The organism is Oceanobacillus sojae, assembly GCF_007991515.1.
GTDB lineage: Bacteria > Bacillota > Bacilli > Bacillales > Amphibacillaceae > Oceanobacillus > Oceanobacillus sojae.
Genome location: NZ_BJYM01000005.1, coordinates 82533 through 106256 on the forward strand (window position 1 = coordinate 82533; position 23724 = coordinate 106256).

The window sequence follows — 23724 nt, forward strand, 5'->3', positions numbered from 1 at the left end:
TTTATGATGTTAGATAAAGTTATTCATATATTTAAGTCTCCAGAAAAAATCTCTGAAACCATACTATATGCTTCCCTATTAAACAAACTCACCTAATCCATATCATAGCCCTTTTTTATATGTTTGAAAAGCAAAATGAACAAAAAATAACAGGCTTCGATAAAATGAAACTGTTTTCTACAACGACTGCTAATGATTTTTTCATCTTTTTCCCATTGGATAGGCTGCCACATCTAATTTCTGCGACAGCCCATCTGTTAGGTATTACCTATTCTTTTTGCTTTTTTATCAAGAGAGCTTATCTTTTCTCTAGCTCGGCTGCAAGAATCTGATTTACAAGCGGCGGGTTCGCCTGGCCTTTTGTTGCTTTCATAATTTGCCCTACCAGGAAGCCTTTTGCTTTTTTCTTTCCATCCTTGAAATCAATAATAGATTGTTCATTTTGATCAAGAATTTCATTTACAATCTGTTTTAATTGCTCTGGATCAGAGATTTGAACCAGACCTTTTTCTTCAACGATTTTTTCCGGATCTCCGCCATTTTCAACCAGTTCGGCGAATACCTTCTTCGCAATTTTAGATGAGATTGTACCATCCTCAATCAGTTTAACCATTTTCGCCAGAGCATCTGGTGTAATGGCCAGCTCTTCAATTTCTTTATAATGTTTATTCATATATGCGGAAACTTCTCCCATTAACCAGTTGGATACTTGTTTCACATCAGCTCCATAGCCTACTGCTTCTTCAAAGAAATCAGACATCTGCTTGGACGCTGTTAAAACATTGGCATCATATTCAGACAAACCTAACTCACTCACATAGCGGGCTCTTCTTGCATCTGGAAGCTCAGGAATTTCATTGCGGATTCGTTCCTTCCATGCCTCATCAATATACAGCGGAACAAGATCCGGCTCTGGGAAATAACGATAGTCATCAGATCCTTCTTTGATACGCATAAGAATGGTTTCTTTTGTTTTTTCATCGTAACGGCGTGTTTCCTGCAGGATTTCTCCACCGGATAATAGTACTTTTTCCTGGCGTTTTTCTTCAAATTCTAATCCTTTTTGTACAAAGGAGAAGGAGTTTAAGTTTTTCAATTCTGCTTTTGTACCAAATTCTTCTTGTCCGATTGGACGTAGTGAAATATTGGCATCACAGCGCAAAGAACCTTCCTGCATCTTCACATCAGATACACCTGTATATTGAATAATATTTTTCAGCTTCTCCAAGTATGCATAAGCTTCTTCCGGAGAACGCATATCCGGTTCAGACACAATTTCAATCAATGGTGTTCCCTGACGATTGTAGTCGACATAGGAATAGCCATCTTCCCCATGTGTCAGTTTTCCTGCATCCTCTTCTAAATGCAGGCGGGTGATGCCGATTTTTTTCTTCTTGCCATTTACTTCAATTTCAATCCAGCCATGCTCACCAATTGGCTGATCAAATTGCGAGATTTGATAGGCTTTCGGATTATCTGGATAGAAATAGTTTTTACGATCAAATTTTGTATCAGTTGCTACCTCGCAATTGAGTGCCATTGCAGCCTTCATTGCAAAGTTTACCGCTTCTTCATTTAACACCGGTAATGTTCCGGGATAACCCAAATCAATTGGATTCACATTTGTATTTGGTGCTGAACCAAATTCATTCGTACTCGGGCTGAAGATTTTTGATGCTGTTTTTAGTTCTACGTGTACCTCAAGTCCAATAATTGTTTCGAAATTCATTACTTGGCACCTCCCAGTTGAGGTCGTTTTTTATGGTGTTCTGTTGCTTGTTCAAATGCGTGTGCAGCACGATAAACAGTGCTTTCATCAAAATAGTTTCCAATAATCTGCAAGCCGATCGGCAGCCCTTCTTCAGAGAAACCGCATGGAATAGATATTCCAGGCACACCTGCTAAGTTAACAGGAATGGTCAGGATATCATTCACATACATGGTTAAAGGATCGCTTGTTTTTTCTCCAACTTTAAACGCTGGTGTTGGTGTTGTCGGTCCAACAATCACATCATATTCTTCTAAAATTTTATCAAAATCATTTTTAATTAATGTACGTACCTTTTGCGCTTTTTTATAGTAAGCATCGTAGTATCCGGAGCTAAGCGCAAACGTTCCAAGCATAATACGGCGTTTTACTTCATCGCCAAAGCCTTCACTGCGGGATTTCACGAACATATCCAGCATATTTTTTGCATTCTCTGAGCGAACACCATAGCGGACGCCGTCAAAACGTGCTAAGTTCGCAGATGCTTCTGAGGATGATAGTAGGTAATAAGTTGCCAAGGCATATTTAGAATGCGGTAAAGAAACCTCTTCCCAGGTTGCACCAAGTGATTCATAGACCTTTAATGCTTCCATCACAGAATTCTTCACTTCTTCAGAAACACCTTCTGCGAGGTATTCCTTAGGTACAGCGATTTTTAAGCCTTTCACGTCACCAGTTAATGCTTCTGTATAAGCCGGAACATCTACATCCGCACTGGTAGAATCCATTTTGTCATGACCAGCAATAACTTCCAGCACGCGTGCATTATCCTCTACTGTACGAGTTAACGGGCCAATCTGGTCTAATGAAGAGGCGAATGCCACAAGACCAAAACGAGACACACGGCCATATGTCGGCTTCATTCCTACAACTCCACAGAATGCTGCCGGCTGACGGATAGATCCGCCTGTATCAGAACCAAGTGAAAACAATACTTCACCTGCTGCTACTGCTGCAGCTGATCCACCACTGGAACCGCCGGGAACATGATCTATATTCCATGGATTACGAGTCGGTTCGTATCCTGAATTTTCATTGGAAGAACCCATTGCGAATTCATCCATATTTAATTTGCCGACAGCAACCGGATTTTCAGCATCCAGCTTGTCAACAACGGTTGCATTGTACAGCGGATCTGTAAAGTTATCTAAAAACTGACTTGCACAGGTAGTACGAAGCCCTTTCGTTACGATATTATCCTTAATACCTGCCGGAATACCGAATAAGATACCGGATTTATCCTCGCACTTGTCCAATTCTCGCGCTTTTTCCAATGCTTTTTCTTCATCAAGTGTTAAGAATGCATGGACATCTCCATCCACTTTTTTAATTTGTGCGTAAGACTCTTTTACTAAATCTTCTACAGTAATCTCATGATTATGTAATTTTGCTTCTAATTCTTTTATTGTATAGTCAAACAAAGACATGAATCCTATTCCCTCCTTTATTCTAAGATCGATGGCACGAGGATCTGCCCATCTTTTTGATCTGGAGCATTCTTCAATGCTTCCTCTTGTGTAATCCATTTTTTAGGTTCGTCTTTACGCATCACATTTTTCAAATCCAATACGTGCGTTGTCGGCTTCACATTCTCTGTATCTAACTCATTCAGCTGTTCAGCATATTCAATGATTGCACTCAGCTCGTTCGCCATTTGCTCAACGGCTTCATCATCAAATTCTAAGCGTGCCAGATTAGCTACGTGCTTCACTTGCTCTTTTGAAATCTCTGCCATTCGTTTAACCTCCAAAATTGTAGTAGTTATATTTATAATATGCTACCGTAATAGCACTTATATTCCAGCATGGTTGCAGGGTTATTTATAATGTTCAACAAATTAATATTATATCATAATATAAGAATTAACTTTATATAATAATTAAACAATGTTAATTTATTTAACACTATTGATAATAGCAAAACCAGCCCATACAAGGCAAGTTTATACATTCAATACAAAAAACCAAATCATTCTATATGTGCAATTAATAGCATAGAATAACTTGGTTTTAAATATTAAAACAACACTAAATATGAGCTATATGTTTGTAAATTTGGCTTGCTTCTCTATAATGCTGTGCAGCATCTTTGTAATTATTATTACTTTCATAATGCTTCGCTAAAAATTCAGAGTAGAGAATGAAATTACCATAGTCCTTTTGTTTCTTTAACAACGGCAGGAGATCATTAACTAACAACTGCTCGAACTGTTCTAATTGTTCATCTAATAAATAACTGTAGCTCCGTAAAATATATTTATATATTACGTATGGCTGTTTATCCTTCAGATCATAAAATGCACTTAATCCATAATCAATGTATTCTTCAGCTTCATCATAATAATTTGAATGATAGTATTCACGTACAAGTAACGATGCTACCTCTACTTTAATACTACCGTGCACCTCTTGATTACCCAGAACCTTTTTATAGTATTCAATTGCTTTTGTTGAATCACCTTTCGACGCATATAGATAACCAATATTCTGGTAGATTTTTTGAATTATATTTTTATCATTGATTGTTTGTGCAAGCTGTAAGCCGAGCGTGAAATTCTTAAGAGCCTTTTCATAAAATTTAATATGACTATAACATATCCCTAAGATATTGTGGGCACGTGCACAACGTAAGAAATTATATTGTTTCATATACATTTCCAGAGCTTCGTCCGCATATTCAATTGCTTCCAGAGAATTTCTTAACCTGGAATGCGTCATAGAAATACAATACTTCAGGTCAGCTTCCGCCTCCTCATCCAACCGGTAACTCTCTGTAATCTTTTCTGCCCGTTTATATTGATACATGGAGTGATAGTAGTTCTTCAAGGCGTAACTATAGCGGCCGTTAAATTTATACCAGTAATATTGTTCTTCGATGCTGAATGTATTCACAGCTTCTTTTAATTGGGTAATTTTATTGGCAGCAAGATCCTTTCTGTCAATTAATAAAAAATATTTAATTTTATGAATCTCGAACATAATAAGGTGATTGGAATAGTTTTTATCCATCAGATCCTGAATTTCTCTATATGATGCTTCCATATCATGCTCGTTGCTGCTCTCATCCAGCATTGTATACCAGTTCCTACATAGTTCTCCTATTTCCTCATCCTGACTATGGTCCGTTGTAATACTCAGACGTTGACATAATTTCCTTATTATATCCTCATTAGGTTCTGTTTTTTGATTTTCAATCTTAGATAAATAGGATAAGGAAACAATTCCCTCCGACAGCTCCCCTAAAGTCATTTTCTGCTTCGTGCGTTGAATTTTAATGTATGTCCCGATTGCTATCATATTTTCTCTCACCCCACGATTTTTTAAACTTTTATAGCTTATCCTATTTCTTCTTTTCATAAATAAAGAAAATCAGTTCAAATGTTTTTAATTAGTTTGTAAGCTATTTTATTAACTTATTCCCTCTACCTTTATAATTTCTATACATTTATTGTACCATACTCTGCCCCTCTTCAATTTGGGAAAATAAGCATCAAAAACTCTAATTAACATTCATTTTCCCGAAAAATTTTCTCAAAAAAAGAAAATCCACTGCCACTAACTGATAAAACAGCTAATAACAGTAAATTTTCTAAAGTTTAAAAGATTTATCCTTCTTAATCATAAATATGAACCTGAATATCATCTTCACCGGCATTACGGTACAGCAGGCTTTCCGTCTTCTGGCTGGAGGTAATATTAATCTCTATGTCATAATAGTTCGGAAATATATCGTCAATAAGTCCATCCACATATTGCGTAAATCCAATAATTTCTCCCTTGCCATAAAATTCGATTGGCACATCAATACGTAATTTCTGCAGCTCTCCATCTATATAGAAGCCTTCTCCTACCATACCGACGTAGTTAGGGAAAAATTTCCGAATTTCATTTCCGAAGTTTGTTACACGCTCCTGGTCATCATAATATTTTTCCTGTCCTTCATCAGATGGGAAAAGAATATTCTCTTCCTCTACATCATCCCAGCCATCCATGGAATTGCTTCCACCGGCAACACTTGTTTTAGCAACAAAATTTCCCGGTACAGGAGAAGATTTTTCTTCTTCTCTATATACAGCAATCATAATAGGAATATCACTTAATTCTTCGTCATTTTCACGTATATCATTGACAATACTCTGTGCAATCTCTGTCGCCTGTTCCATCATCTCACTCTCAGAAATTTCTTCATATTGAGAGGGTTCGCCAGTATCTGTCTGAAATTCATAAACAGATTTCATCGCAAGTCCAATAGAAATTCCTTCCAAATTAGCGTTACCGCCTTCCGTGGACTTTAAATAATTCTGCTCTAATACATGCGTCAGATAACGCGGATTTTCCCGGAATGTTTTTTCATCTGAGCCTTTTTCTACTTCCGGATTCAGCTGATCTATCCAATCCGTAACACGACTGAAGTCAAAATATTGTCCTTCTTGGAAGTAATAATCATCTGGGTTATAGTAATCCTTTGAAAGACGGCGCAGCCCTTCTTCCATCTCATCAATATCCACACGATTTGCTACCTGTCTTGTTATAACTCCTCTTGCTTCACTCGGTTTATACGGTAAAATCATTCGGTAATTATCACCAGAAAGTCTATTGCTTGGCACGATGGAGGTTTCTTCCTGTTCCGGGTCATCCTGTACAACCTCTTCCTCATCTGATGATTGCTGCGTACATCCGCTTAAGATCAGCGCTATTACAGCAATGGATGCTATCCATTTTTTCAAAGCTAATCACTCCTCTCCCTGAGCCGCTTCTTTTAACTCTGTTTCGCCCCATACTTCTACGCCCAGCTTTTCAGCTTTTTCCAGCTTTGAACCGGCATCTGCTCCGGCAATAACTAAATCTGTTTTTTTACTTACACTGCCTGTTACGGATCCACCTAAGGATTCAATCAGCTCTTTCGCTTCTTTTCTGGTATACTGTTCCATTTTACCAGTCAATACAACTGTTTTTCCAGAGAATAAGCTATCTGTTGCAATTTCTGATCTTCGCTGACCGGTATATGTCATATTCACACCTAACTCACTTAATTCCTTCAATAGCTGTATAACTTTTTCTTCTTCAAAATAACGGACAATCGAATCTGCCATTTTATCCCCTATTTCTTCAATGACTACAATCTCTTCAAAGGTTGCTTTTTGCAGATGCTCCATTGTCTCAAATTCCATTGCTAATATCTGTGCTGCTTTAGAACCGATAAAACGGATGCCAAGTCCAAACAGTAATCTTTCCAAAGAATTTTCCTTTGAGGCTTCTATTGCATTCAAAAGATTGGCAACAGACTTCTCGCCCATCCGTTCTAAATTCAACAGATCTTCTTTTTGCAGCCGATACAAATCCGCAATGGTATGAACCAAATCCTCATGGAAAAGCTGAATAATTACCTTTTCCCCTAAACCGTCAATATTCATCGCATTCCTGGATACAAAATGGATCAAACCTTCCATCAATTGTGCCGGACAATTCGGATTGATACAGCGTAATGCTACTTCTCCCTCCAGACGGACAAGTTCATTGCCGCATGCAGGACATTTCTCAGGCATATGAAATTCTTCTTCTTCACCTGTCCGCTGTTCGATAATCGAACGGACAACCTTTGGAATAATATCTCCTGCTTTTTTGATAACAACCTGATCACCGATCCGAATATCCTGCTCACGAATTAAATCTTCATTATGCAGGGATGCCCGCTGCACAGTGGATCCCGCTATGCGAACCGGCTCCAGAATTGCAGTAGGAGTTACGACCCCGGTTCTGCCGATGCTTAATTGAATATCCTTTAATGTTGTTATTACTTCTTCTGCAGGGAATTTATAAGCAATCGCCCAGCGCGGACTTTTTGCAGTAAACCCTAGTTCATCCTGATGATCCAGGCTGTCTACTTTTACAACTATGCCGTCTATTTCATAATTTAAATCCTTACGATGCTCCGTCCAGTATGCAACATACTCCAAAACCTCTTCAATACTCTCAGCTTTTTTCCATTCTTTGTTTGTTTTAAATCCAAGCTGATGCAAAGCCTCTAAACTTTCGCTATGACTTGTTATATCGTTATTATCCCATTCGCCCACCCCGTACAGAAAAATATCCAGATTACGCTTAGCTGCTATTTTCGGGTCCAGCTGTCTCAATGATCCGGCAGCTGCATTTCTTGGATTGGCAAAAGGCTCTTCCCCCTTTTCTTCCCGCTCTTCATTGAGTGCTAAAAAAGACTTATGCGGCATAAAAGCTTCCCCGCGGACTTCTAAGGTCCCAGGTTCGTTAATGCTTAATGGGATACTTCGTATCGTGCGCAGGTTAGATGTAATATCCTCGCCGACTCTCCCATCGCCTCTGGTAGAGCCCAGAACAAACTTGCCATCCTGAAATTTCAGGGAAATGGCTAAACCATCTATTTTCAGTTCACATACAAAAGTAACAGCACCGGAAACTCCTTCTGTAGCACGTCTGGCAAAGTCTCTTAAATCCTGTTCATTAAAAGCATTGCCTAAGCTCATCATCGGAGTTTCATGTGTTACCTTTCGAAAGGCATCGAGCGGCTCTCCGCCAATTCGCTGCGTAGGAGAATCTTCTCTCGCAAATTCGGGATATTCTTTTTCTAAATCCTCAAGTTCCCGTAATTTCTTATCATATTCTGCGTCAGGGACAGTCGGATTGTCCAATACATAATAGGAATAACCATATTGGTTAAGTACTTCTACAAGTGAGTCCATACGTTCTTTTATTTCTTGTTTATTCATTCTGCTTTACTCCTTTGTTATTGGGGCAAATTTTGCAAGAAGACGTTTGATTCCGACTGGAGCTGGAAATGCTACATCCAGTTCCAGCTTATCCCCTTCACCCTGGACTCTTACAACAGTTCCGACTCCCCATTTCTTATGCGCTGCTTTATCACCGACCGACCAGTCTTTTGATTCTGCACCGCTGGATTTAGGGCCTTGGATTTTCTCGGCACGTCTTTTGGGAGGAGCTTCCTGCTTGTGCTTCATACCAAATCTGTTTTGCAAACTGCCGCCTCCGCCAAATGGAGATTTTTGAGCCGCTTCTCTTCCTTCCAGTAATTCCTCAGGGATTTCATCAATAAAACGGCTGATCGGGTTCATGTTAGTGCGCCCATATAATGTACGCATTTGCGCATGAGTCAGGTAGAGCTCCTGCTCCGCTCTTGTAATGCCGACATAAGCAAGACGGCGCTCTTCCTCCATCTCTTCCTCATCAAACATAGAACGGCTATGCGGAAATACGTTCTCTTCCATTCCAATTAAGAAAACAACAGGGAATTCTAATCCTTTTGCTGCATGCAGTGTCATCATGGTAATTTTTTGAGAGTGATCAGGGTCTTCTTCATCGACACGATCAATATCCGCAATCAATGCCAAATCAGTTAAAAAGGCAATGAGTGTTTTATCTTCATTTGCTTTTTCAAATTCCTGTGTAACGGTTTTAAACTCTTCTAAGTTCTCTAATCTCGATTGTGCCTCAATAGAACGTTCATTATTCAGCATTTCCTCGTAACCTGTCCGCTCCAGGACAGCTTCTACCATGTCCGTTGCAGTTAAAAATTCCTGCTGCTGTGTGAGAGAACGAATAAGGTCCAGAAATCCAGCTAAGGCATTGGCAGCTTTTTTCGAAACACCTGTGAAATCAACTTCCTTTACTGCTTCATAAAGGGAAATATCATGCTCTGCAGCATATGCCTGCAGACGTTCAATCGATGTTTTTCCAATTCCTCTTTTCGGTTCATTTACCACGCGCTGAAAGCTGATATCATCATCAGGATTAGTAATTAATCTTAAATAAGCAATCATATCCTTAATTTCTTTACGGTCATAGAACTTCGTGCCGCCGATCATCTGATAGCTGATAGCTGATTTTACAAAGGTGTCCTCTATTGCACGGGATTGTGCATTGGTACGATATAAAATCGCAATATCACTTGGCTGATATTTGCCTGATCGGGTTAATTGCTGAATGGTATCTGCAACATACAGTGCTTCCTCCTGCTCAGTTGCTCCTTTATAATAGGATATCTTTTTTCCATCATCATTATCCGTCCAAAGATTTTTCGGCTTACGGCCGGAATTATTTCCAATTACTTTGTTTGCTGCCTGTAAAATAGACTTGGTAGAACGGTAATTTTGCTCCAGCATCACTGTTTTTACAGAAGGGTAGTCTTTTTCAAAGGACAGGATATTTGTAATATCTGCCCCGCGCCAACGGTAAATAGACTGGTCCGAGTCACCGACAACACATAAATTTTGATACTTTTCAGCAAGCTGCTTTACCAGGTAGTATTGCGCATGGTTTGTATCCTGATACTCATCTACATGGATATATTGAAAACGTCTCTGATAATATTCTAAAACTTCTGGCACGCGATCAAATAAATGGATGGTTTGCATTATCAAGTCATCAAAATCTAAGGATTGATTTTTCCGCAGCATTTTTTGATAGCCTTCATAGACCTGTGACACCTGCCGGTCATAGAAGTTACCAGCATTTTTCGCAAACTCTTCTTCCGTAATCAGTTCATTTTTTGCTGCACTGATTTGTCCAAGCATCGCCCGGGGATCAAATTTCTTTGGATCAATATTTAAATTTTTAAGAACTTGCTTTATAACAGATAATTGGTCTCCACTATCCAAAATAGAAAAGTTCGAAGAGTATCCAATCCGGTCAATATCCCGGCGTAAAATCCGGACACACATCGAGTGAAAGGTAGAAACCCACATGTATTGGCCTTGAGGACCGACCAGTTTTGCTACACGTTCCTTCATTTCTCTCGCAGCCTTATTGGTAAAGGTGATCGCCAGAATATTTTGTGGAGCTACTTCCTTTTCTCCCATCAAATAAGCAATCCGGTGTGTTAATACACGTGTCTTCCCGCTGCCTGCCCCTGCCATAATCAGGAGTGGCCCTTCTGTATGCCGTACAGCCTTCTGCTGCTCCGGGTTTAATGTATTTATCATCGCTTCAAGCGTTTGCTCCATGTTACATCTTCCTTCCTGAGCTTATTCTCTTTTAACAGCGTCCACTGTCTTGAGCGCTTGTTTTAAATTCGTATAAATGCTGTTTCCAACAATAATTGCGTCAGCATGTTCCTTCATCTCTTTAGCCTGCTCCGGAGTCTCAATACCTCCTCCGTAGAAAAGCTTCGTCTTATCAAGCTCTGCTTTCACCTCACGGACAACCTCTGTATCACCGTAGATACCACTGTACTCCACATAAAAAATAGGCAGATGAAAGACATGCTCTGCCATATAAGCGTATGCTTTTACATCATCTGTTTCCGGCAGCTCACAATTCGTATGCTGGAAGGCTTTTGCTTCCGGGTTTAAAATGCAGTAACCTTCAAAGTATACCTCACTATACTCCATCATGTCGATATATTCTTTGATGGCTTTCTGTTGGATATCCATCACATATTTTTTCTCTTTCGAATTCAGCACCAAAGGTACAAAATAGTAATCAAACCCTGGTGTTAATGCCTCTTCATTAGATATTTCCAAAACAACCGGAACCATGTGAGCCCTGCGTATTCTCGACAATAAATCCAGAACGCCATCTAACGTGACATCATCTGTACCCCCGACAATAATTGCATCAGTCCCAGATTCACATACTTTATCTAAATCTTCATCAGATATTTCCTTTGCCGGATCCAATTTAAACATATGTTTCCATTCATTTATATTCATATTAGTTACTAATCCTCCATTGTTACATTCATTTCTTCATTATAACAAAAATCGGCAATTTATTAGAACGGATAAGGTAAAGATTTATGGTTCTTTTATATAAAGCCCAGCTGCTGTTTCATATAAATATCTGCCTGGATTTAAAAGGAGCCCTAATACATAGAACCTCTTTCATAATTTTTAACATCACCATTGAAATGTTAAAAAAATTCATATAGCCCATTGGCAAAATAATTGTAATCATCCTTATCAATTATCGTTCCTCCATAGCCTTCAAAAAAGATTTGCTTATCTCTTTCATTAACAAAGACATTTGGTTTAGGGCGGATGGCTAAAGATACGTCATACCGGGGATCACCATAGGCTCCGCCGCTCCAATCAATAACTCCGGTAATTGATCCATTGGAAACCATAACATTATCAATCGTAAAATCTCCATGAATCAGCGTTTGTTTATACTTTTTTGGTTTTTTTACTTTCAACCTTTCCAGTAACTCTTTCGTGCCGTCAACCTCGTAATTATTGAAGTTATATTCGGCCTGGTATAACATTTTATCAAGCCATAGTTGTTCATTTATAAGCTCATCAGGACATGGGGTTGAGTGGATTTCAGACAAGATGCTGCCAAAATTAAATATAATTTCCTGCCGTTTTTGATTGTTGTCCTGATTTAATAAGGCCGTTCTTACTGTTTCTCCTTTAATAAAGTCTATAAGCGCCCAAGATTCTTCGATATTATTATGTTCTACGAATATTTTCATTTTGGGAACAGGTAATTCTGTCTCCTTGTTTAAACAATTTAGAATCGAAACTTCCTTCTTTAACATGGCATTAAATAATGCTCCCTTTGTCCTTTTGAGCGCAAAAATTCCCTCGTTACTTTCAATTATTCCCAAATTAGATGTATAGCCTTGGCGTGGAAAACTTATACTGACTATCTTATTTAAGTATTCTTTTATTTCTATTGGAATTTCATCAATATGGATAGGTGGCAAATTGTTCTCCTCCCCCATGAACTTTTTTCTTCCATTATACTTTAAAGCAGGACGACAGATAAATTAGCAATATGCTTCAATAGATTGCTAAACACTTTTCACGTCTCGACAACCCAGAAACGTTTGTTCTCATTTTGATTATATAGAGAATGTGATTAGTTTTCAAATATCAACAGTTACCTTTTACAGAGGCCTATATAAAAAGAAAAACCTGAACAAGTGCTCTTACCAGCATTCGTCCAGGTTTTCTTTCTATGCTTTATTGATCTAATTTAAAACTAATTCTCTTTTACATCCAGTCTTTCCAAAACAAGATTATAACCATCGCTTCCATAGTTAATACAGCGTCTTACCCGGGAAATAGTTGCGGTCGAAGCTTTTGTTTCCTGCTCTATCGCACTGTACGTCTTTCCTTCTGTGAGCATTTTCGCCACCTGTAACCGTTGTGATAAGGATTGTATCTCTGACATCGTTGCAATATCATCAAAAAATTGATAACACTCCTCGCGCGTATCTAATGACAATATGGCATCAAACAACTGATCAAGCTGCTCTCCTCGTAATTTATCTATTTGCATTTCTTTCCCCCCTTGTTTTCTCTTGCCATTCTTTCTCATGAACTGTCCCTGAAAGAATGATAAGGTTAATATTTATACATAACCAAAGATTATCACTGTAAAATAAAGAGCTCTTTTATTTTATTGGAACAACGTATGATTTTATCGCATGGTGGCCGGAATAACAATTTCTCTCATTTTCACATCGAGTAACCCCTGCTGTGTAATACGAAAGAAAGGTAAATGAAATGCTGAAAGAAATAATAAACTGTAAATTGGATCTTGATAAGCATATCCATGCTCTGTCAGTACTTTCTTTATTTTCTCATTCATTTCAATTAATTCTTCCATCCTATTATCTGGCATAACGCCTCCAAGAGGAAGCGGCATTTCTGCTAAAATTTCACCCTGGTCTACCAGTACAATGCCTCCGCCTAACTCTTTCATATGTTTTGTTGCTACACTTAAATCTTTTTTGGAATTGCCAATAAGAATAATATCTCCTGTAGCAGAATAACTGCTGACTAATGCTCCAAGCTTTGGCGCAAAACCACGAATAATTGTATTTACACGCCACTCCCCATTTTTATCAATTAATGTAATAAACTGCTCCAGTTTTTCAGAAGAAATTTCTTCCGCACTAACATCAGAAACGATACTATAAGGCTTGATAATTACATCATTGACCATATCCATCCCTATTGGGCTGGAAAACTGCAAATCTTCTTCAGCCAACTCCCAGTTAAGTTCAAGTGGTGTAATATCATATTTTTTCCAATCAATTACCGGTGGAAAAGAGATTCCTTTTCCATTCTTTTTTATCCATTCCCCTTTGCCGATAACACTTTCAGGATGCGGGTTTTGTTTATCCAATAAAATATTCAAATGAGCTACGCGCCCCGGTGCAATGCTGCCGAATTCTTCTTCCATATTAAAATGTCTGGCCGGATGGTAACTCGCCATACGATAAGCAGTCTCTGCAGGCAGGCCTTTTTCAATTGCTTTCTCAATACAAACATTTATCATGCCATCCTTCATAAAGGCAGGTGTCGGTCCATCCATCGTAAAACTTATATTATCAAACTGCGTTAATTCTTTCTCAAGCAGACCTTCGATAATATCAGGTAAATCTGGACGAATTGGTGAATAGCGAAGACTGACACGATAGCCCAGCTCCAGTCTTTTTAAAACATCATCTGCAGACATCGATTCATGGTCACTGGTGATTCCTAAAAGCTTCATCTTGGTTAAAGTACGGGAGGATGCTCCAGGCAAGTGACCTTCTATCGGTTTTCCCAGCTTCTTCATCTCCTGAATCCAATAAAGTAAACGGTCTCCTCCTGTTAACAGGCTTGGCCAGTCGGTGAGCTCTCCACCTTGAATTACCAATGGATGCTCTGCCCAATCCAACACATCCTTTGTATTAAATATACGATTATCCTTCAGTGTTGTTTGACCATCAAACCGATTCCACCAGAACATACTTACAGGTAAATTAGAGAAAGCATTTATGATGGAGAACGTTTTCTTTTTATTAAGCAGTAAGTACCACGTCAAGTTATCGTTCACAAATGTTGTTGTTCCTGTTTTTGCAGCATGCATTGCTGTTACTTCCGGATTTGCAGCTTGAAAAGGATGTGAATGCGGTTCAATATACCCTGGGACAACAAATTTCCCCTGGCAATCATAATACTCTGTTTCTGTGGTTTCTTCCGGTAATTTCTCACCAACATATACAATTCGATCCTCATAAATCCAAATATTTGCCTCTACCCATTGATTTGTATATACATTTAAATAGGTTGTATTGGTTAAGACAATACTTGGTGCAACCGAACCGTCAATTACTCTTATATGCTGTCGTAATTCTCGATTTCTCCATAATGTCATTAAGCAACTCTCCACTATTTGTCATTTTCTTTATTTTATCACATTGCAGTACTTTAATATAGTAAAGTTGATTTTTTCAATAATTCCTTCTATAAGAAAATTTCTTAGTCTTTAAAGCTTTAGTATTCCTGCAAAGAGATGTCTGCTAAAGCTTCTTCTTATACTTTATTTATATATAAAACAAAAAGATAGCCGGAGCTCTACATATTTATAGAGCTCCGGCTATCTTCATCCATTATAAAGATCCTATTTTTTCTATCATTGCACATTCTCCACTAAATAGGTTACTATTTGCGGGAAGAAGCATAACAGCACAATAAATAGAATCATAATCACAGCATATGGGATGACCCCTTTAACAATTTCAATGATTGTATTCTTCTTATCCAATCCTTTTAAAACAAAGAGATTTAATCCTACCGGTGGTGAAATTAATGCTAATTCCATATTGATTACCATGATAATCGCAAACCATATTGGATCAAACCCAAGAGCAGTTATAATAGGATACAATATTGGTACTGTAATAACCAATATAGAAATTGTCTCCAAAAACATTCCTAGTATAAGTAATACGATGTTAATCAGAATAAATATAACCCATGGCGATACATCCAACGATATAGCTGCTTCCGTGATTGCTTGCGGAATCTGTAAAATAGTTAGAATAAATCCAAGTAACATAGCTCCAATGATAATAAATAGAATCATTGCATTTGTCTTAACAGTAGATAAGATAATCTGCTTTAAATTATCGGCTGTCAGATTTCGATATACCAGTAAAGCAATTAAGAAGGCAAGAACTACACCCACGGCAGCAGCTTCTGTCGGTGTAAATATCCCTGAATAGATTCCTCCGATAATCACAATCGGCAGTAATAGTCCCCAAATTGCTTTTCTGGAAGCTTCCCATCTTTCTGCCCATGTAGCAGGTTTTTCTTTAATATGCCGCATTTGAATCGATGAAAAGACCATAAAAGTCAGGGTTAGTATGATTCCCGGTATAATTCCGGCAATGAATAATTTCCCGACGGATACACCAGTAAGTGATCCGTATAGGATCATCGGTACGCTCGGCGGAATAAGAATTCCTAACGTACCTCCAGCAGCCAGCAAACCGAGCACATACCGCTTTCTGTATCCGCGGCGCACCATTTCTGGAAGTGCAACTGCACCGACTGTTACAGCTGTAGCAACACTGGATCCAGAAATTGCAGAGAAAATCGTACAACAAAAAACTGTCGCTATAGCTAAGCCTCCAGGAAAATGTCTGAACCATCTGCTTGCCATCTCATATAAATCTCTGCCGACGCCGCTGACAACTAGTATTTGACTCATCAGTACATACATTGGCAATGCCGTTAGAGTAAAGTCATCCAATGATTTATAGGAAATAATTGGAATTTGCGCAAAGGCAAAGCTTCCGTCATTGAAAAAATACATCCCCAGCACAGCCAGCAGCCCTAAAGAAAAAGCTACGGGGAGACCAATAAGCAATAGTGCCGCTAAACCTCCTGTAAAAAATAAATTCATAGATGATCTCCCCCTTTATGTACACCGCCATCTATCAGCTGTAATATAAATGCGATAATAAGTAAAACGCCGCCTATTGGAATGAACATTTCCGGCAGATACATCGGTATCCGCAATAAGGAGGTAGAAGTCACTCCTAATTCGAATGTTTTTAAAACATGGTGAAATCCATACCAGGCCAGAATAATACTAAACAGCAAGCCGAGCGCATTAGACACATATGCCAATGCGACGCGTGCTTTCTCGTTCACACGGTTAACGATTAAATCTACCGTAATATGAGCATACGTTCTGACTGCATAGGCCGTCCCCAAAAAGCAGCTCCCAATAATCGCATAAGTGGATAATTCTGTGGCCCATATTGTCGGCATGCCAAAAAGTGCTCTGGTTACCACTTCATAAAATGTCATAATTGTCGTGATAAATATTAAGATACCGGACAAATAAGCAGCCCATTTAATCAGTAAATCAGAAAAATGATATAGTTTATTCATGATATAACTCCTTTCTATATGATGAGCAGCTTTATTCGCCATCTACCATGTCTAATAATTCTTCGCCTACATCTCCAGCCTCATTCTTAAAACTCTCCCAGACTGGCATGGAAGCTTCTTTCCATAAAGGAATATCTTCTTCTGGTACTTCATATACCTCCATCCCTCTATCCTTTAGTTCCTGTAAGGTTCTCTCATCCTCCAGCTTTGTCTGGTGACGAATCCATTCTTCTGTTTCATTGGCCGTTTCCTCGATTAAGTTTTGTGTTTTTTCTGGTAATTCATCCCAAAAATCTTTATTTACTCCAAGAATAAACTCGAAATAAACATAATTATTTACCGTTAAATAATCGGTTACTTCATCGTAATTACGCTGCACCATTGCAGTAGTTCCAGATGTCGCGCCATCAACTGTTTTCCTCTGCAGTCCCATATAAACTTCTCCTCCGCCCATAAATACAGGCGATGCACCATAAGCTTGGATAAATTCAGAAGGGAGTGCTCCGACACTGCGAATTTTCAGTCCTTTAAAATCTTCCGGTGATTCTAATGGATGTTTATTGTTCGCAAATTGTCCAAAACCATAATCCGCAAACATAAGCACCTTCACGCCGACATCTTCCATCTCTGAGCGAAGTACATTTCCCAATTCGCCGTTCAATGCTTCCCCAGCTTCTTCGTACGTCTCAAATGCATAAGGAACATCAAATATTCCCATAGCCGGTACAGTAGAAGCCCAAATTGTGGATGAATTCATTCCCATTTCTACACCGCCTGTTAAAAGCGACTGGTTCATATCTTTATCTGTCAGCAGCTGTCCATTCGCAAAAACCTGCATATCAATCTGCCCATCTGACTTCTCTTCTATTTTCTTAACAAATTCTTCAACACCCTGTGAAATATGGTGATCAGCAGGCAGGTTATAAGCTAATCGGATCGTAGCTGGTTCATATTCCTTTCCGCTTGCCTCTGTTTCCTGCTTATCATTGCTGCAGGCTGCCAAAATGATTCCTGCCATGAATAGCAAGAAAGTAATCCGTAATAGTTTTTTCATTTAATCATCTCCTTCACCGTACGCTCTCTATCAAGATGGCGTATTCTTCCCAACGGCATCTTCGAAGTAAGACTTGCTGCAAAATCTGCAGCTTCAAACAATTTAGTTACATTAATCCCTGTATCAATCCCCATACGTTCAAACAAATAAACCAAATCTTCCGTTGCTAAATTTCCTGCCGATCCTGGGGCAAATGGACATCCTCCAATACCGCTGACTGCTGTTTCAAAAATACGTACACCTGCCAAATAAGCAGAATATGCATTCGCAATTCCCAAGCCTCTTGTATCATGGATATGGAAAGAAACCTCTGTTTCGCCCGCCACATCCAATACTTTTCTAAACAGACTATCTACCTCATCCGGCGTTGCAATTCCAATCGTATCAGCAATTCCAATTCTGTCCGCTCCTGCTTGTACAGCTTTTTCTACCAGCTTTAGAACTTTTTCCTCTTTTACTTTTCCTTCATAAGGACATCCAAAGCTGACAGCAATCGAGAAGCAAATCTTTATTCCATTAGATTTCGCTTCTTTAATCATATCATTGAATATTTCGAAATTTCTATCCATAGTCATTCCTAAATTTTTATCGCTGAATGTTTCTGTTGCCGATGCTGCCCAGTTTAGTTCCAGTCCCTGAAAATGGCTTGCCCTCATAAACCCTTTTTGATTTGGGATTAATACAATAGCCTGTAATTTTTCATTTTGGCTAACCTGTTTCAATACTTCTTCTGCATCCGCCATCTGTGGAACTCTTTTTGGATGAACAAAAGAAGAAACCTCAACTTTTCCTAACCCTGCTTCTGTTAATTTATGAATGAGCTTTACTTTATCTTCTGTAGAAACTAATTCTGTTTCTGTCTGTAATCCATCGCGGGGACTTACATCAATAATGGTTACTTGTGACATCAGATAATTCCTCCCTGCTTTAGCCGTTTAAAATCTTCATAGGAGAAGTCCAAAAATTCCTTATAGATTTCCTCATTATGCTCACCAAGTGCCGGACCATTTGTCTCTATTTTCCCCGGTGTTTCTGAGAGCTTTGGAACAATGCCAGGAGTCTTTACCTTCTTGCCATCCTCCAGCTCAATTTCCTGTATCATATCCCGGGCGCTGTAATGTGCATCATTAATAATATCTTTAATACTATAAATTGGACTGACCGGTACAGAGGCTTCATCTAAGATTCGCTGTACTTCTTCAATCGGATATTGTTTTGTCCAGGATTCAATTATTTTGTCAATATATTCCACATTATTTACTCTATCCTGATTTGTCGCATATTTTGGATCAATGGCCATATCCTCTTTCCCTATTGCAGTCATCAGACGCTGGAATATCCGGTCTCCATTTCCACCTATAATGACATAAGAACCATCCGCACATAAGTATGAATTAGATGGTGCAACGCCAGGCAATGTACTTCCTGTTCTCTCACGAATTTCTCCTGTTAAATCAAATTCCGGAAGCATCCCTTCCAATAAACTAAATACAGATTCATAGAGAGCGACATCCACTTCCTGCCCTCTTTTTTCTTCATCATGATCCCGTACCCGCAGTGCCATTAGCGTACCAATAACTGCATACAATCCGGCTACCATGTCTCCAATAGCAATCCCGACTCGAACTGGTGGCAGATCAGGATATCCTGTCAAATATCTTAAACCTCCAACAGCTTCTGCAACACTGCCAAATCCGGCCTTTTCCCGATAAGGACCAGTCTGCCCGTAACCGGAAATTCTCGTTAATATCACCGATGGATTAACTTCCTTTAAAGCCTCATAACCCAAACCCCATCTTTCCAAAGTCCCCGGTTTAAAATTCTCCAGAACAACGTCTGCTTTTTTCGTCAGTTTTTTAATGATTTCCTGCCCTTCTGCCTCACGAAGGTTGACTGTAATTGATTTTTTATTACGTGATTGGACATGCCACCAGACGGATGTATCCTTATACATCACTCTCCAGTTTCTAAGTGGATCTCCATTTGTGGGCTCTTCTACTTTAATAACCTCTGCTCCAAATTCGGAGAAAAGTTTTCCAGCAAAGGGAGCTGCTACAATATTTCCTAATTCTAATATCCTTACTCCTTCAAGAGGCTTTTTCGTACGCATCTTATCCCTCCAGCTCTTTTCTGTTTAAATTCATAAAGTGTGTAAAATCTCTTTCAATATGCTGTTTCATTAATTCTTTTGCACCGTCTGCATCCTGTTCGGCAATTGCCTCCCATATTTGTTCATGATCTACAAATGCTATCTCCTTGTATTTTGGATCTTTATCAACAATAACTTCCCTGTAAAAACTGTTAACACCTCTCAACATTCGAAGCATGGATATAAGAAACAGGTTCGCACTGGCTTCAATAATGATGTCATGAAAAGCTACAGTAACCCGTTTTTCATCCTGTGTTTCTTGATGAAGAACTGTATTCTCTACTTCCTTCTTCATCATCAGCAGTTGTTCATCTGTCCGCCTCATAGCAGCATAATAAGCAGCAAGAGATTCCATTTCTATCCTGCACTCATATAGATATTGATAATCTGTAAGCGATGGCTCAACTACTGTAACACCGCCTGTTTTTGATAAATTCAGAAACCCTTCCTTCTCCAGCATCCTTATCGATTCACGGATGGGGCTTCTGCTCACATTCAGTTCTTCTCCAATCTTTTCTTCAATCAGCCTTTCTCCGGGTTTGAATTTTCCGACAATAATTTGCTCTCTTAAGTAATCATATACCTGACTCTTTAATGTTTTTTTCACAATATTTACAATGACGATCACCTCTTGTATACAGTATACATTTGTATTGTTCATACTATTACAATAAAATTAAAAAGTCAAACTATTTTTTGAAGGTAAATTTAATAAAATCAAAATACTCGTTCCCTTTATATAAACAGCAAATAGAGCCGTGTACCTGCACAGGATACACGGCTCTATTTATCCAATCTATTCTCTTTAAAGAAGGCTACTTTTACTTAATTGATCAACTGCTAAAATCGCTTCTGCAATGTCATCCGCAGTAATTTCCTTAGAAAGATTGCTCATTGTTTCCCCTTCTTGTGTTGCTGCTTCTCCAACTTTTCGCAAATCTTCATAGGATACTTCATCTAAATGCATTTCCTTCAATGTAGTTGGCAAGCCTAATGAACGATAGAATGCTATATATTTTTGAATTTCATCTTCCGAATGCAGTTCAAGCACGAGCTGTGTCAAAGTACCATACGCAACCTTTTCCCCGTGGGTCAAATGATGAATATCCCCATCGAGTACTGTAAAGCCATTATGAATTGCATGTGCCGCCGCCAATCCGCCGCTTTCAAAACCAAGTCCTGATAATAGGGTATTTGCTTCCACCACAGCCTCCACGTGTTTGGTTACCAGCCCTTTTTCTACTGCTTTATAAGCTGGTTGCGCATAGGCAAATAAAGTTTTCTCACAAACTTCTGCAATAGCACGTGCGGCTATACTAGTTTTACCTCCAGCCATTGCCTCTCCATTACTCTTAATCGTTGCCCTTGCTTCTACCCATGTCGCCATCGCATCTGCAATTCCTGATGCAAATAATCGAGGCGGTGCGCCAGCGACTACTTTTGTATCAACAAGTACTAATTCTGGATTTTTATTGTAAAATTTATAGGACTCAAATACACCATCATCATTATAAATAACAGATAGAGCGCTTGTCGGTGCGTCAGTTGATGCTGTGGAAGGCACAATAACAACACTGACCTTCAGTTCATCAGCAACTGCTTTGCCGGTATCAAGTGTTTTTCCGCCACCGACTCCAATTACAAAATCTGCCTCTGCTTTTTTACCTTCCTCTGCTATACGGCTGATTTCATTTAAGGAAGCTTCTCCATTAAATGAAACAAAGTGAAAATCGATATTCGCATCTTTTAGACTTTTTTCAACGGTTTCTTTCGTAATTTCCCATACGACCTCGTCAGATATAATTAATGGTTTCTTACCAACCGCATCAACGTATTTACCAAGCTCTTTTAAAGCTCCTTTTCCTTGAACATACTTGCTCGGTGAAGTATAAATAATATTTGGCATATAATCTCTCCATTCCTTAAATTTGTAATTATTATATTACACAGCTCATAATTTATTAAACATGAGTAAATTGCAGCTTATATGTTGTATTAAATCTAAAACCGATTCTTCCACTTCGGGTAAAAATAGCAGTTAAAAATAACATATATTACCGCCATAGTAAAGCTGTTAATCAAAATACGCTCTCCTTCATAATATGCCCCTTTTTAATGGTTTTACTGCAAATCTTTATATAACTACTATAAACACCTTATACAATGAAACCTTTTAGCACGATATCAAAAAATAAACATGCAAGGATGTGTTTCTATCCATTGCATGTTTATTTTTTTATTTAGCAATATCACTCCGGTAAAAAAAGTTACCGTTTAATTCTGTTTTATCCAGCTGCTGATACACTTTATCTATGGCCTGTGATAATGTTTCTGCCCGGCTGCCGACCAGAAGGACTCTTCCTCCGTCAGATACTAGCGTTTCATCTACTTTTTTTGTTCCTGCATGAATAATATAAGTATATTCTTTATCATCAAAATACGGGAGAGGATTCCCCTTGCTATATGAACCGGGGTACCCTTCTGATGCAAGGACAACACCTACACAAGCTTCTGCATGCCATTCTAGATTCGGGTTCTTTTTCTCCAATACATCCTGCATGACTTGTACCAGATCATTTTTCAATAATGGAAGTACCACCTGGGTTTCTGGATCCCCAAAACGGGTATTGAACTCAATTACTTTTGGACCATTCTTCGTAAGCATTAACCCTGCATAAAGAATCCCTGTGAAAGGTCGCTCCTCTGTCATCATACCTTCTGCTGTTTTCTTTAGAATTTGTTCTACAGAAAATTGATAAGCCTCCTCCGTTAAATCGGGAATTGGCGCAAAAGCTCCCATGCCTCCTGTATTTGGCCCTTCATCATTATCAAACGCCCTTTTATGATCTCTTGCTGCCATCATTGGGTATACTTTATCCTCATGTACAAATGCCATTAAAGAGAATTCAGCACCTTCCATATACTCTTCAATAACAACTGTAGAGCCGGCCTGATTAAATGCTTTATCAACAAGCATATCATCAATCGCCTGATTAGCTTCTTCCTCTGTCATCGCTACGATAACACCTTTTCCCGCTGCCAGGCCGTCTGCTTTAATAACAATCGGGGCGCCGGTCTCGGCAATGTGTTTTTTGGCTGCCTCTGCATCTTGAAAAACACCATAGGAAGCTGTTGGTATATCATATTTTTTCATAAAATCCTTTGCGTAACTTTTGCTTCCTTCCAGCCAGGCTGCTTCCTTTGAAGGAGCAAAAATAGCAAGATTTTCCTGATGAAAATGATTTGCGATACCAGCATTTAATGGATTTTCCGGTCCTACAATCGTTAAATCAACTGCTGCTTCTTTGGCAAAAGACACCAGCTCTTCTATATTCATTTCATCTATCGGAATACATTCTGCATCCTCTTCCATTCCTGCATTTCCTGGAGCAGCATAAATTTTCTCCAGCTGTTGATTTTCCTTTAATTTTTTAACAATACTATGCTCTCTGCCACCGCGGCCTACTACTAATATTTTCATAGCTTATCCTCCGTTTCCAGCATCTCAAACAAATTGATTTCTTTAATAAAATAACCAGATATTGATTAAAAAGCCCCTGCATACATAGAAAAGAAATACAGGA

General features: G+C 38.8%; 19 protein-coding genes. All 19 read right to left on the reverse strand.

Annotation, left to right across the window (positions count from 1 at the left end):
- Positions 1-298 precede the first annotated feature (298 nt).
- The gene (gene gatB / locus OSO01_RS07200) at positions 299-1729 is read right to left on the reverse strand and encodes an Asp-tRNA(Asn)/Glu-tRNA(Gln) amidotransferase subunit GatB (RefSeq protein ID WP_147209756.1); all 1431 of its coding nucleotides are present in this window, start codon (positions 1727-1729) and stop codon (positions 299-301) included.
- Positions 1729-3195 (reverse strand): Asp-tRNA(Asn)/Glu-tRNA(Gln) amidotransferase subunit GatA, encoded by a 1467-nt coding sequence (gatA, locus tag OSO01_RS07205; protein ID WP_147209757.1) that lies wholly within the window; start codon positions 3193-3195, stop codon positions 1729-1731. Before gatA ends, gatB begins: the two co-directional genes overlap by 1 nt.
- Positions 3196-3212: 17 nt before the next feature.
- A complete protein-coding gene (gene gatC, locus OSO01_RS07210; RefSeq protein WP_147209758.1) occupies positions 3213-3503 on the reverse strand; it encodes an Asp-tRNA(Asn)/Glu-tRNA(Gln) amidotransferase subunit GatC in 291 nt (96 codons plus the stop codon).
- A 292-nt stretch (positions 3504-3795) separates the two neighbouring features.
- On the reverse strand, positions 3796-5064 hold the full coding sequence (locus OSO01_RS07215) for a transcriptional regulator (RefSeq protein WP_147209759.1): 1269 nt from the start codon (positions 5062-5064) through the stop codon (positions 3796-3798).
- Between the two features lie 317 nt (positions 5065-5381).
- A complete protein-coding gene (locus OSO01_RS07220; protein ID WP_147209760.1) occupies positions 5382-6494 on the reverse strand; it encodes a CamS family sex pheromone protein in 1113 nt (370 codons plus the stop codon).
- Positions 6495-6500: 6 nt separating this feature from the next.
- Positions 6501-8510, reverse strand: a complete 2010-nt coding sequence (gene ligA, locus OSO01_RS07225; RefSeq protein WP_147209761.1) for an NAD-dependent DNA ligase LigA — start codon at positions 8508-8510, stop codon at positions 6501-6503.
- Between the two features lie 6 nt (positions 8511-8516).
- On the reverse strand, positions 8517-10760 hold the full coding sequence (gene pcrA / locus OSO01_RS07230; protein WP_147209762.1) for a DNA helicase PcrA: 2244 nt from the start codon (positions 10758-10760) through the stop codon (positions 8517-8519).
- A 21-nt stretch (positions 10761-10781) separates the two neighbouring features.
- Positions 10782-11468: a heptaprenylglyceryl phosphate synthase gene (pcrB, locus tag OSO01_RS07235; RefSeq protein WP_147209763.1), complete on the reverse strand. Its 687-nt coding sequence runs from the start codon at positions 11466-11468 to the stop codon at positions 10782-10784.
- A 200-nt stretch (positions 11469-11668) separates the two neighbouring features.
- Complete coding sequence (locus tag OSO01_RS07240) at positions 11669-12463, reverse strand: phosphotransferase family protein (RefSeq protein WP_147209764.1); 795 nt, start codon at positions 12461-12463, stop codon at positions 11669-11671.
- A 278-nt stretch (positions 12464-12741) separates the two neighbouring features.
- Complete coding sequence (locus OSO01_RS07245; protein ID WP_147209765.1) at positions 12742-13041, reverse strand: YerC/YecD family TrpR-related protein; 300 nt, start codon at positions 13039-13041, stop codon at positions 12742-12744.
- 141 nt (positions 13042-13182) lie between these two features.
- Positions 13183-14910: an adenine deaminase C-terminal domain-containing protein gene (locus OSO01_RS07250; protein ID WP_147209766.1), complete on the reverse strand. Its 1728-nt coding sequence runs from the start codon at positions 14908-14910 to the stop codon at positions 13183-13185.
- A gap of 258 nt (positions 14911-15168) precedes the next feature.
- Positions 15169-16443 carry a TRAP transporter large permease gene (locus tag OSO01_RS07255; RefSeq protein ID WP_147209767.1) on the reverse strand — a complete coding sequence of 425 codons (1275 nt, stop codon included), beginning with the start codon at positions 16441-16443 and terminating at the stop codon, positions 15169-15171.
- Positions 16440-16937, reverse strand: coding sequence for a TRAP transporter small permease (locus OSO01_RS07260; protein ID WP_147209768.1), 498 nt, complete (start codon positions 16935-16937; stop codon positions 16440-16442). The genes OSO01_RS07255 and OSO01_RS07260 overlap by 4 nt, the downstream gene beginning before the upstream one ends.
- Positions 16938-16968: 31 nt before the next feature.
- Positions 16969-17991 (reverse strand): TRAP transporter substrate-binding protein, encoded by a 1023-nt coding sequence (locus OSO01_RS07265; protein WP_147209769.1) that lies wholly within the window; start codon positions 17989-17991, stop codon positions 16969-16971.
- Positions 17988-18899: a hydroxymethylglutaryl-CoA lyase gene (locus tag OSO01_RS07270; RefSeq protein WP_147209770.1), complete on the reverse strand. Its 912-nt coding sequence runs from the start codon at positions 18897-18899 to the stop codon at positions 17988-17990. The genes OSO01_RS07265 and OSO01_RS07270 overlap by 4 nt, the downstream gene beginning before the upstream one ends.
- The gene (locus tag OSO01_RS07275) at positions 18899-20101 is read right to left on the reverse strand and encodes a CaiB/BaiF CoA transferase family protein (RefSeq protein ID WP_147209771.1); all 1203 of its coding nucleotides are present in this window, start codon (positions 20099-20101) and stop codon (positions 18899-18901) included. Before OSO01_RS07275 ends, OSO01_RS07270 begins: the two co-directional genes overlap by 1 nt.
- Before the next feature lies 1 nt (position 20102).
- The gene (locus OSO01_RS07280; RefSeq protein ID WP_246145083.1) at positions 20103-20801 is read right to left on the reverse strand and encodes a GntR family transcriptional regulator; all 699 of its coding nucleotides are present in this window, start codon (positions 20799-20801) and stop codon (positions 20103-20105) included.
- A 144-nt stretch (positions 20802-20945) separates the two neighbouring features.
- The gene (locus OSO01_RS07285; RefSeq protein WP_147209772.1) at positions 20946-22046 is read right to left on the reverse strand and encodes a glycerol dehydrogenase; all 1101 of its coding nucleotides are present in this window, start codon (positions 22044-22046) and stop codon (positions 20946-20948) included.
- Between the two features lie 330 nt (positions 22047-22376).
- Positions 22377-23621, reverse strand: a complete 1245-nt coding sequence (gene purD / locus OSO01_RS07290) for a phosphoribosylamine--glycine ligase (RefSeq protein WP_147209773.1) — start codon at positions 23619-23621, stop codon at positions 22377-22379.
- Between the last annotated feature and the right edge of the window lie 103 nt (positions 23622-23724).

What these genes read in the sequence shown, in the direction of transcription:
- gatB (WP_147209756.1), bottom strand. Translation starts at nt 1,729, where the DNA reads ATGAATTTCGAAACAATTATTGGACTTGAGGTACACGTAGAACTAAAA.
- gatA (WP_147209757.1), bottom strand. Translation starts at nt 3,195, where the DNA reads ATGTCTTTGTTTGACTATACAATAAAAGAATTAGAAGCAAAATTACAT.
- gatC (WP_147209758.1), bottom strand. Translation starts at nt 3,503, where the DNA reads ATGGCAGAGATTTCAAAAGAGCAAGTGAAGCACGTAGCTAATCTGGCA.
- OSO01_RS07215 (WP_147209759.1), bottom strand. Translation starts at nt 5,064, where the DNA reads ATGATAGCAATCGGGACATACATTAAAATTCAACGCACGAAGCAGAAA.
- ligA (WP_147209761.1), bottom strand. Translation starts at nt 8,510, where the DNA reads ATGAATAAACAAGAAATAAAAGAACGTATGGACTCACTTGTAGAAGTA.
- pcrA (WP_147209762.1), bottom strand. Translation starts at nt 10,760, where the DNA reads ATGGAGCAAACGCTTGAAGCGATGATAAATACATTAAACCCGGAGCAG.
- pcrB (WP_147209763.1), bottom strand. Translation starts at nt 11,468, where the DNA reads ATGAATATAAATGAATGGAAACATATGTTTAAATTGGATCCGGCAAAG.
- OSO01_RS07245 (WP_147209765.1), bottom strand. Translation starts at nt 13,041, where the DNA reads ATGCAAATAGATAAATTACGAGGAGAGCAGCTTGATCAGTTGTTTGAT.
- OSO01_RS07250 (WP_147209766.1), bottom strand. Translation starts at nt 14,910, where the DNA reads ATGACATTATGGAGAAATCGAGAATTACGACAGCATATAAGAGTAATT.
- OSO01_RS07255 (WP_147209767.1), bottom strand. Translation starts at nt 16,443, where the DNA reads ATGAATTTATTTTTTACAGGAGGTTTAGCGGCACTATTGCTTATTGGT.
- OSO01_RS07260 (WP_147209768.1), bottom strand. Translation starts at nt 16,937, where the DNA reads ATGAATAAACTATATCATTTTTCTGATTTACTGATTAAATGGGCTGCT.
- OSO01_RS07265 (WP_147209769.1), bottom strand. Translation starts at nt 17,991, where the DNA reads ATGAAAAAACTATTACGGATTACTTTCTTGCTATTCATGGCAGGAATC.
- OSO01_RS07270 (WP_147209770.1), bottom strand. Translation starts at nt 18,899, where the DNA reads ATGTCACAAGTAACCATTATTGATGTAAGTCCCCGCGATGGATTACAG.
- OSO01_RS07275 (WP_147209771.1), bottom strand. Translation starts at nt 20,101, where the DNA reads ATGCGTACGAAAAAGCCTCTTGAAGGAGTAAGGATATTAGAATTAGGA.
- OSO01_RS07280 (WP_246145083.1), bottom strand. Translation starts at nt 20,801, where the DNA reads ATGAACAATACAAATGTATACTGTATACAAGAGGTGATCGTCATTGTA.
- OSO01_RS07285 (WP_147209772.1), bottom strand. Translation starts at nt 22,046, where the DNA reads ATGCCAAATATTATTTATACTTCACCGAGCAAGTATGTTCAAGGAAAA.
- purD (WP_147209773.1), bottom strand. Translation starts at nt 23,621, where the DNA reads ATGAAAATATTAGTAGTAGGCCGCGGTGGCAGAGAGCATAGTATTGTT.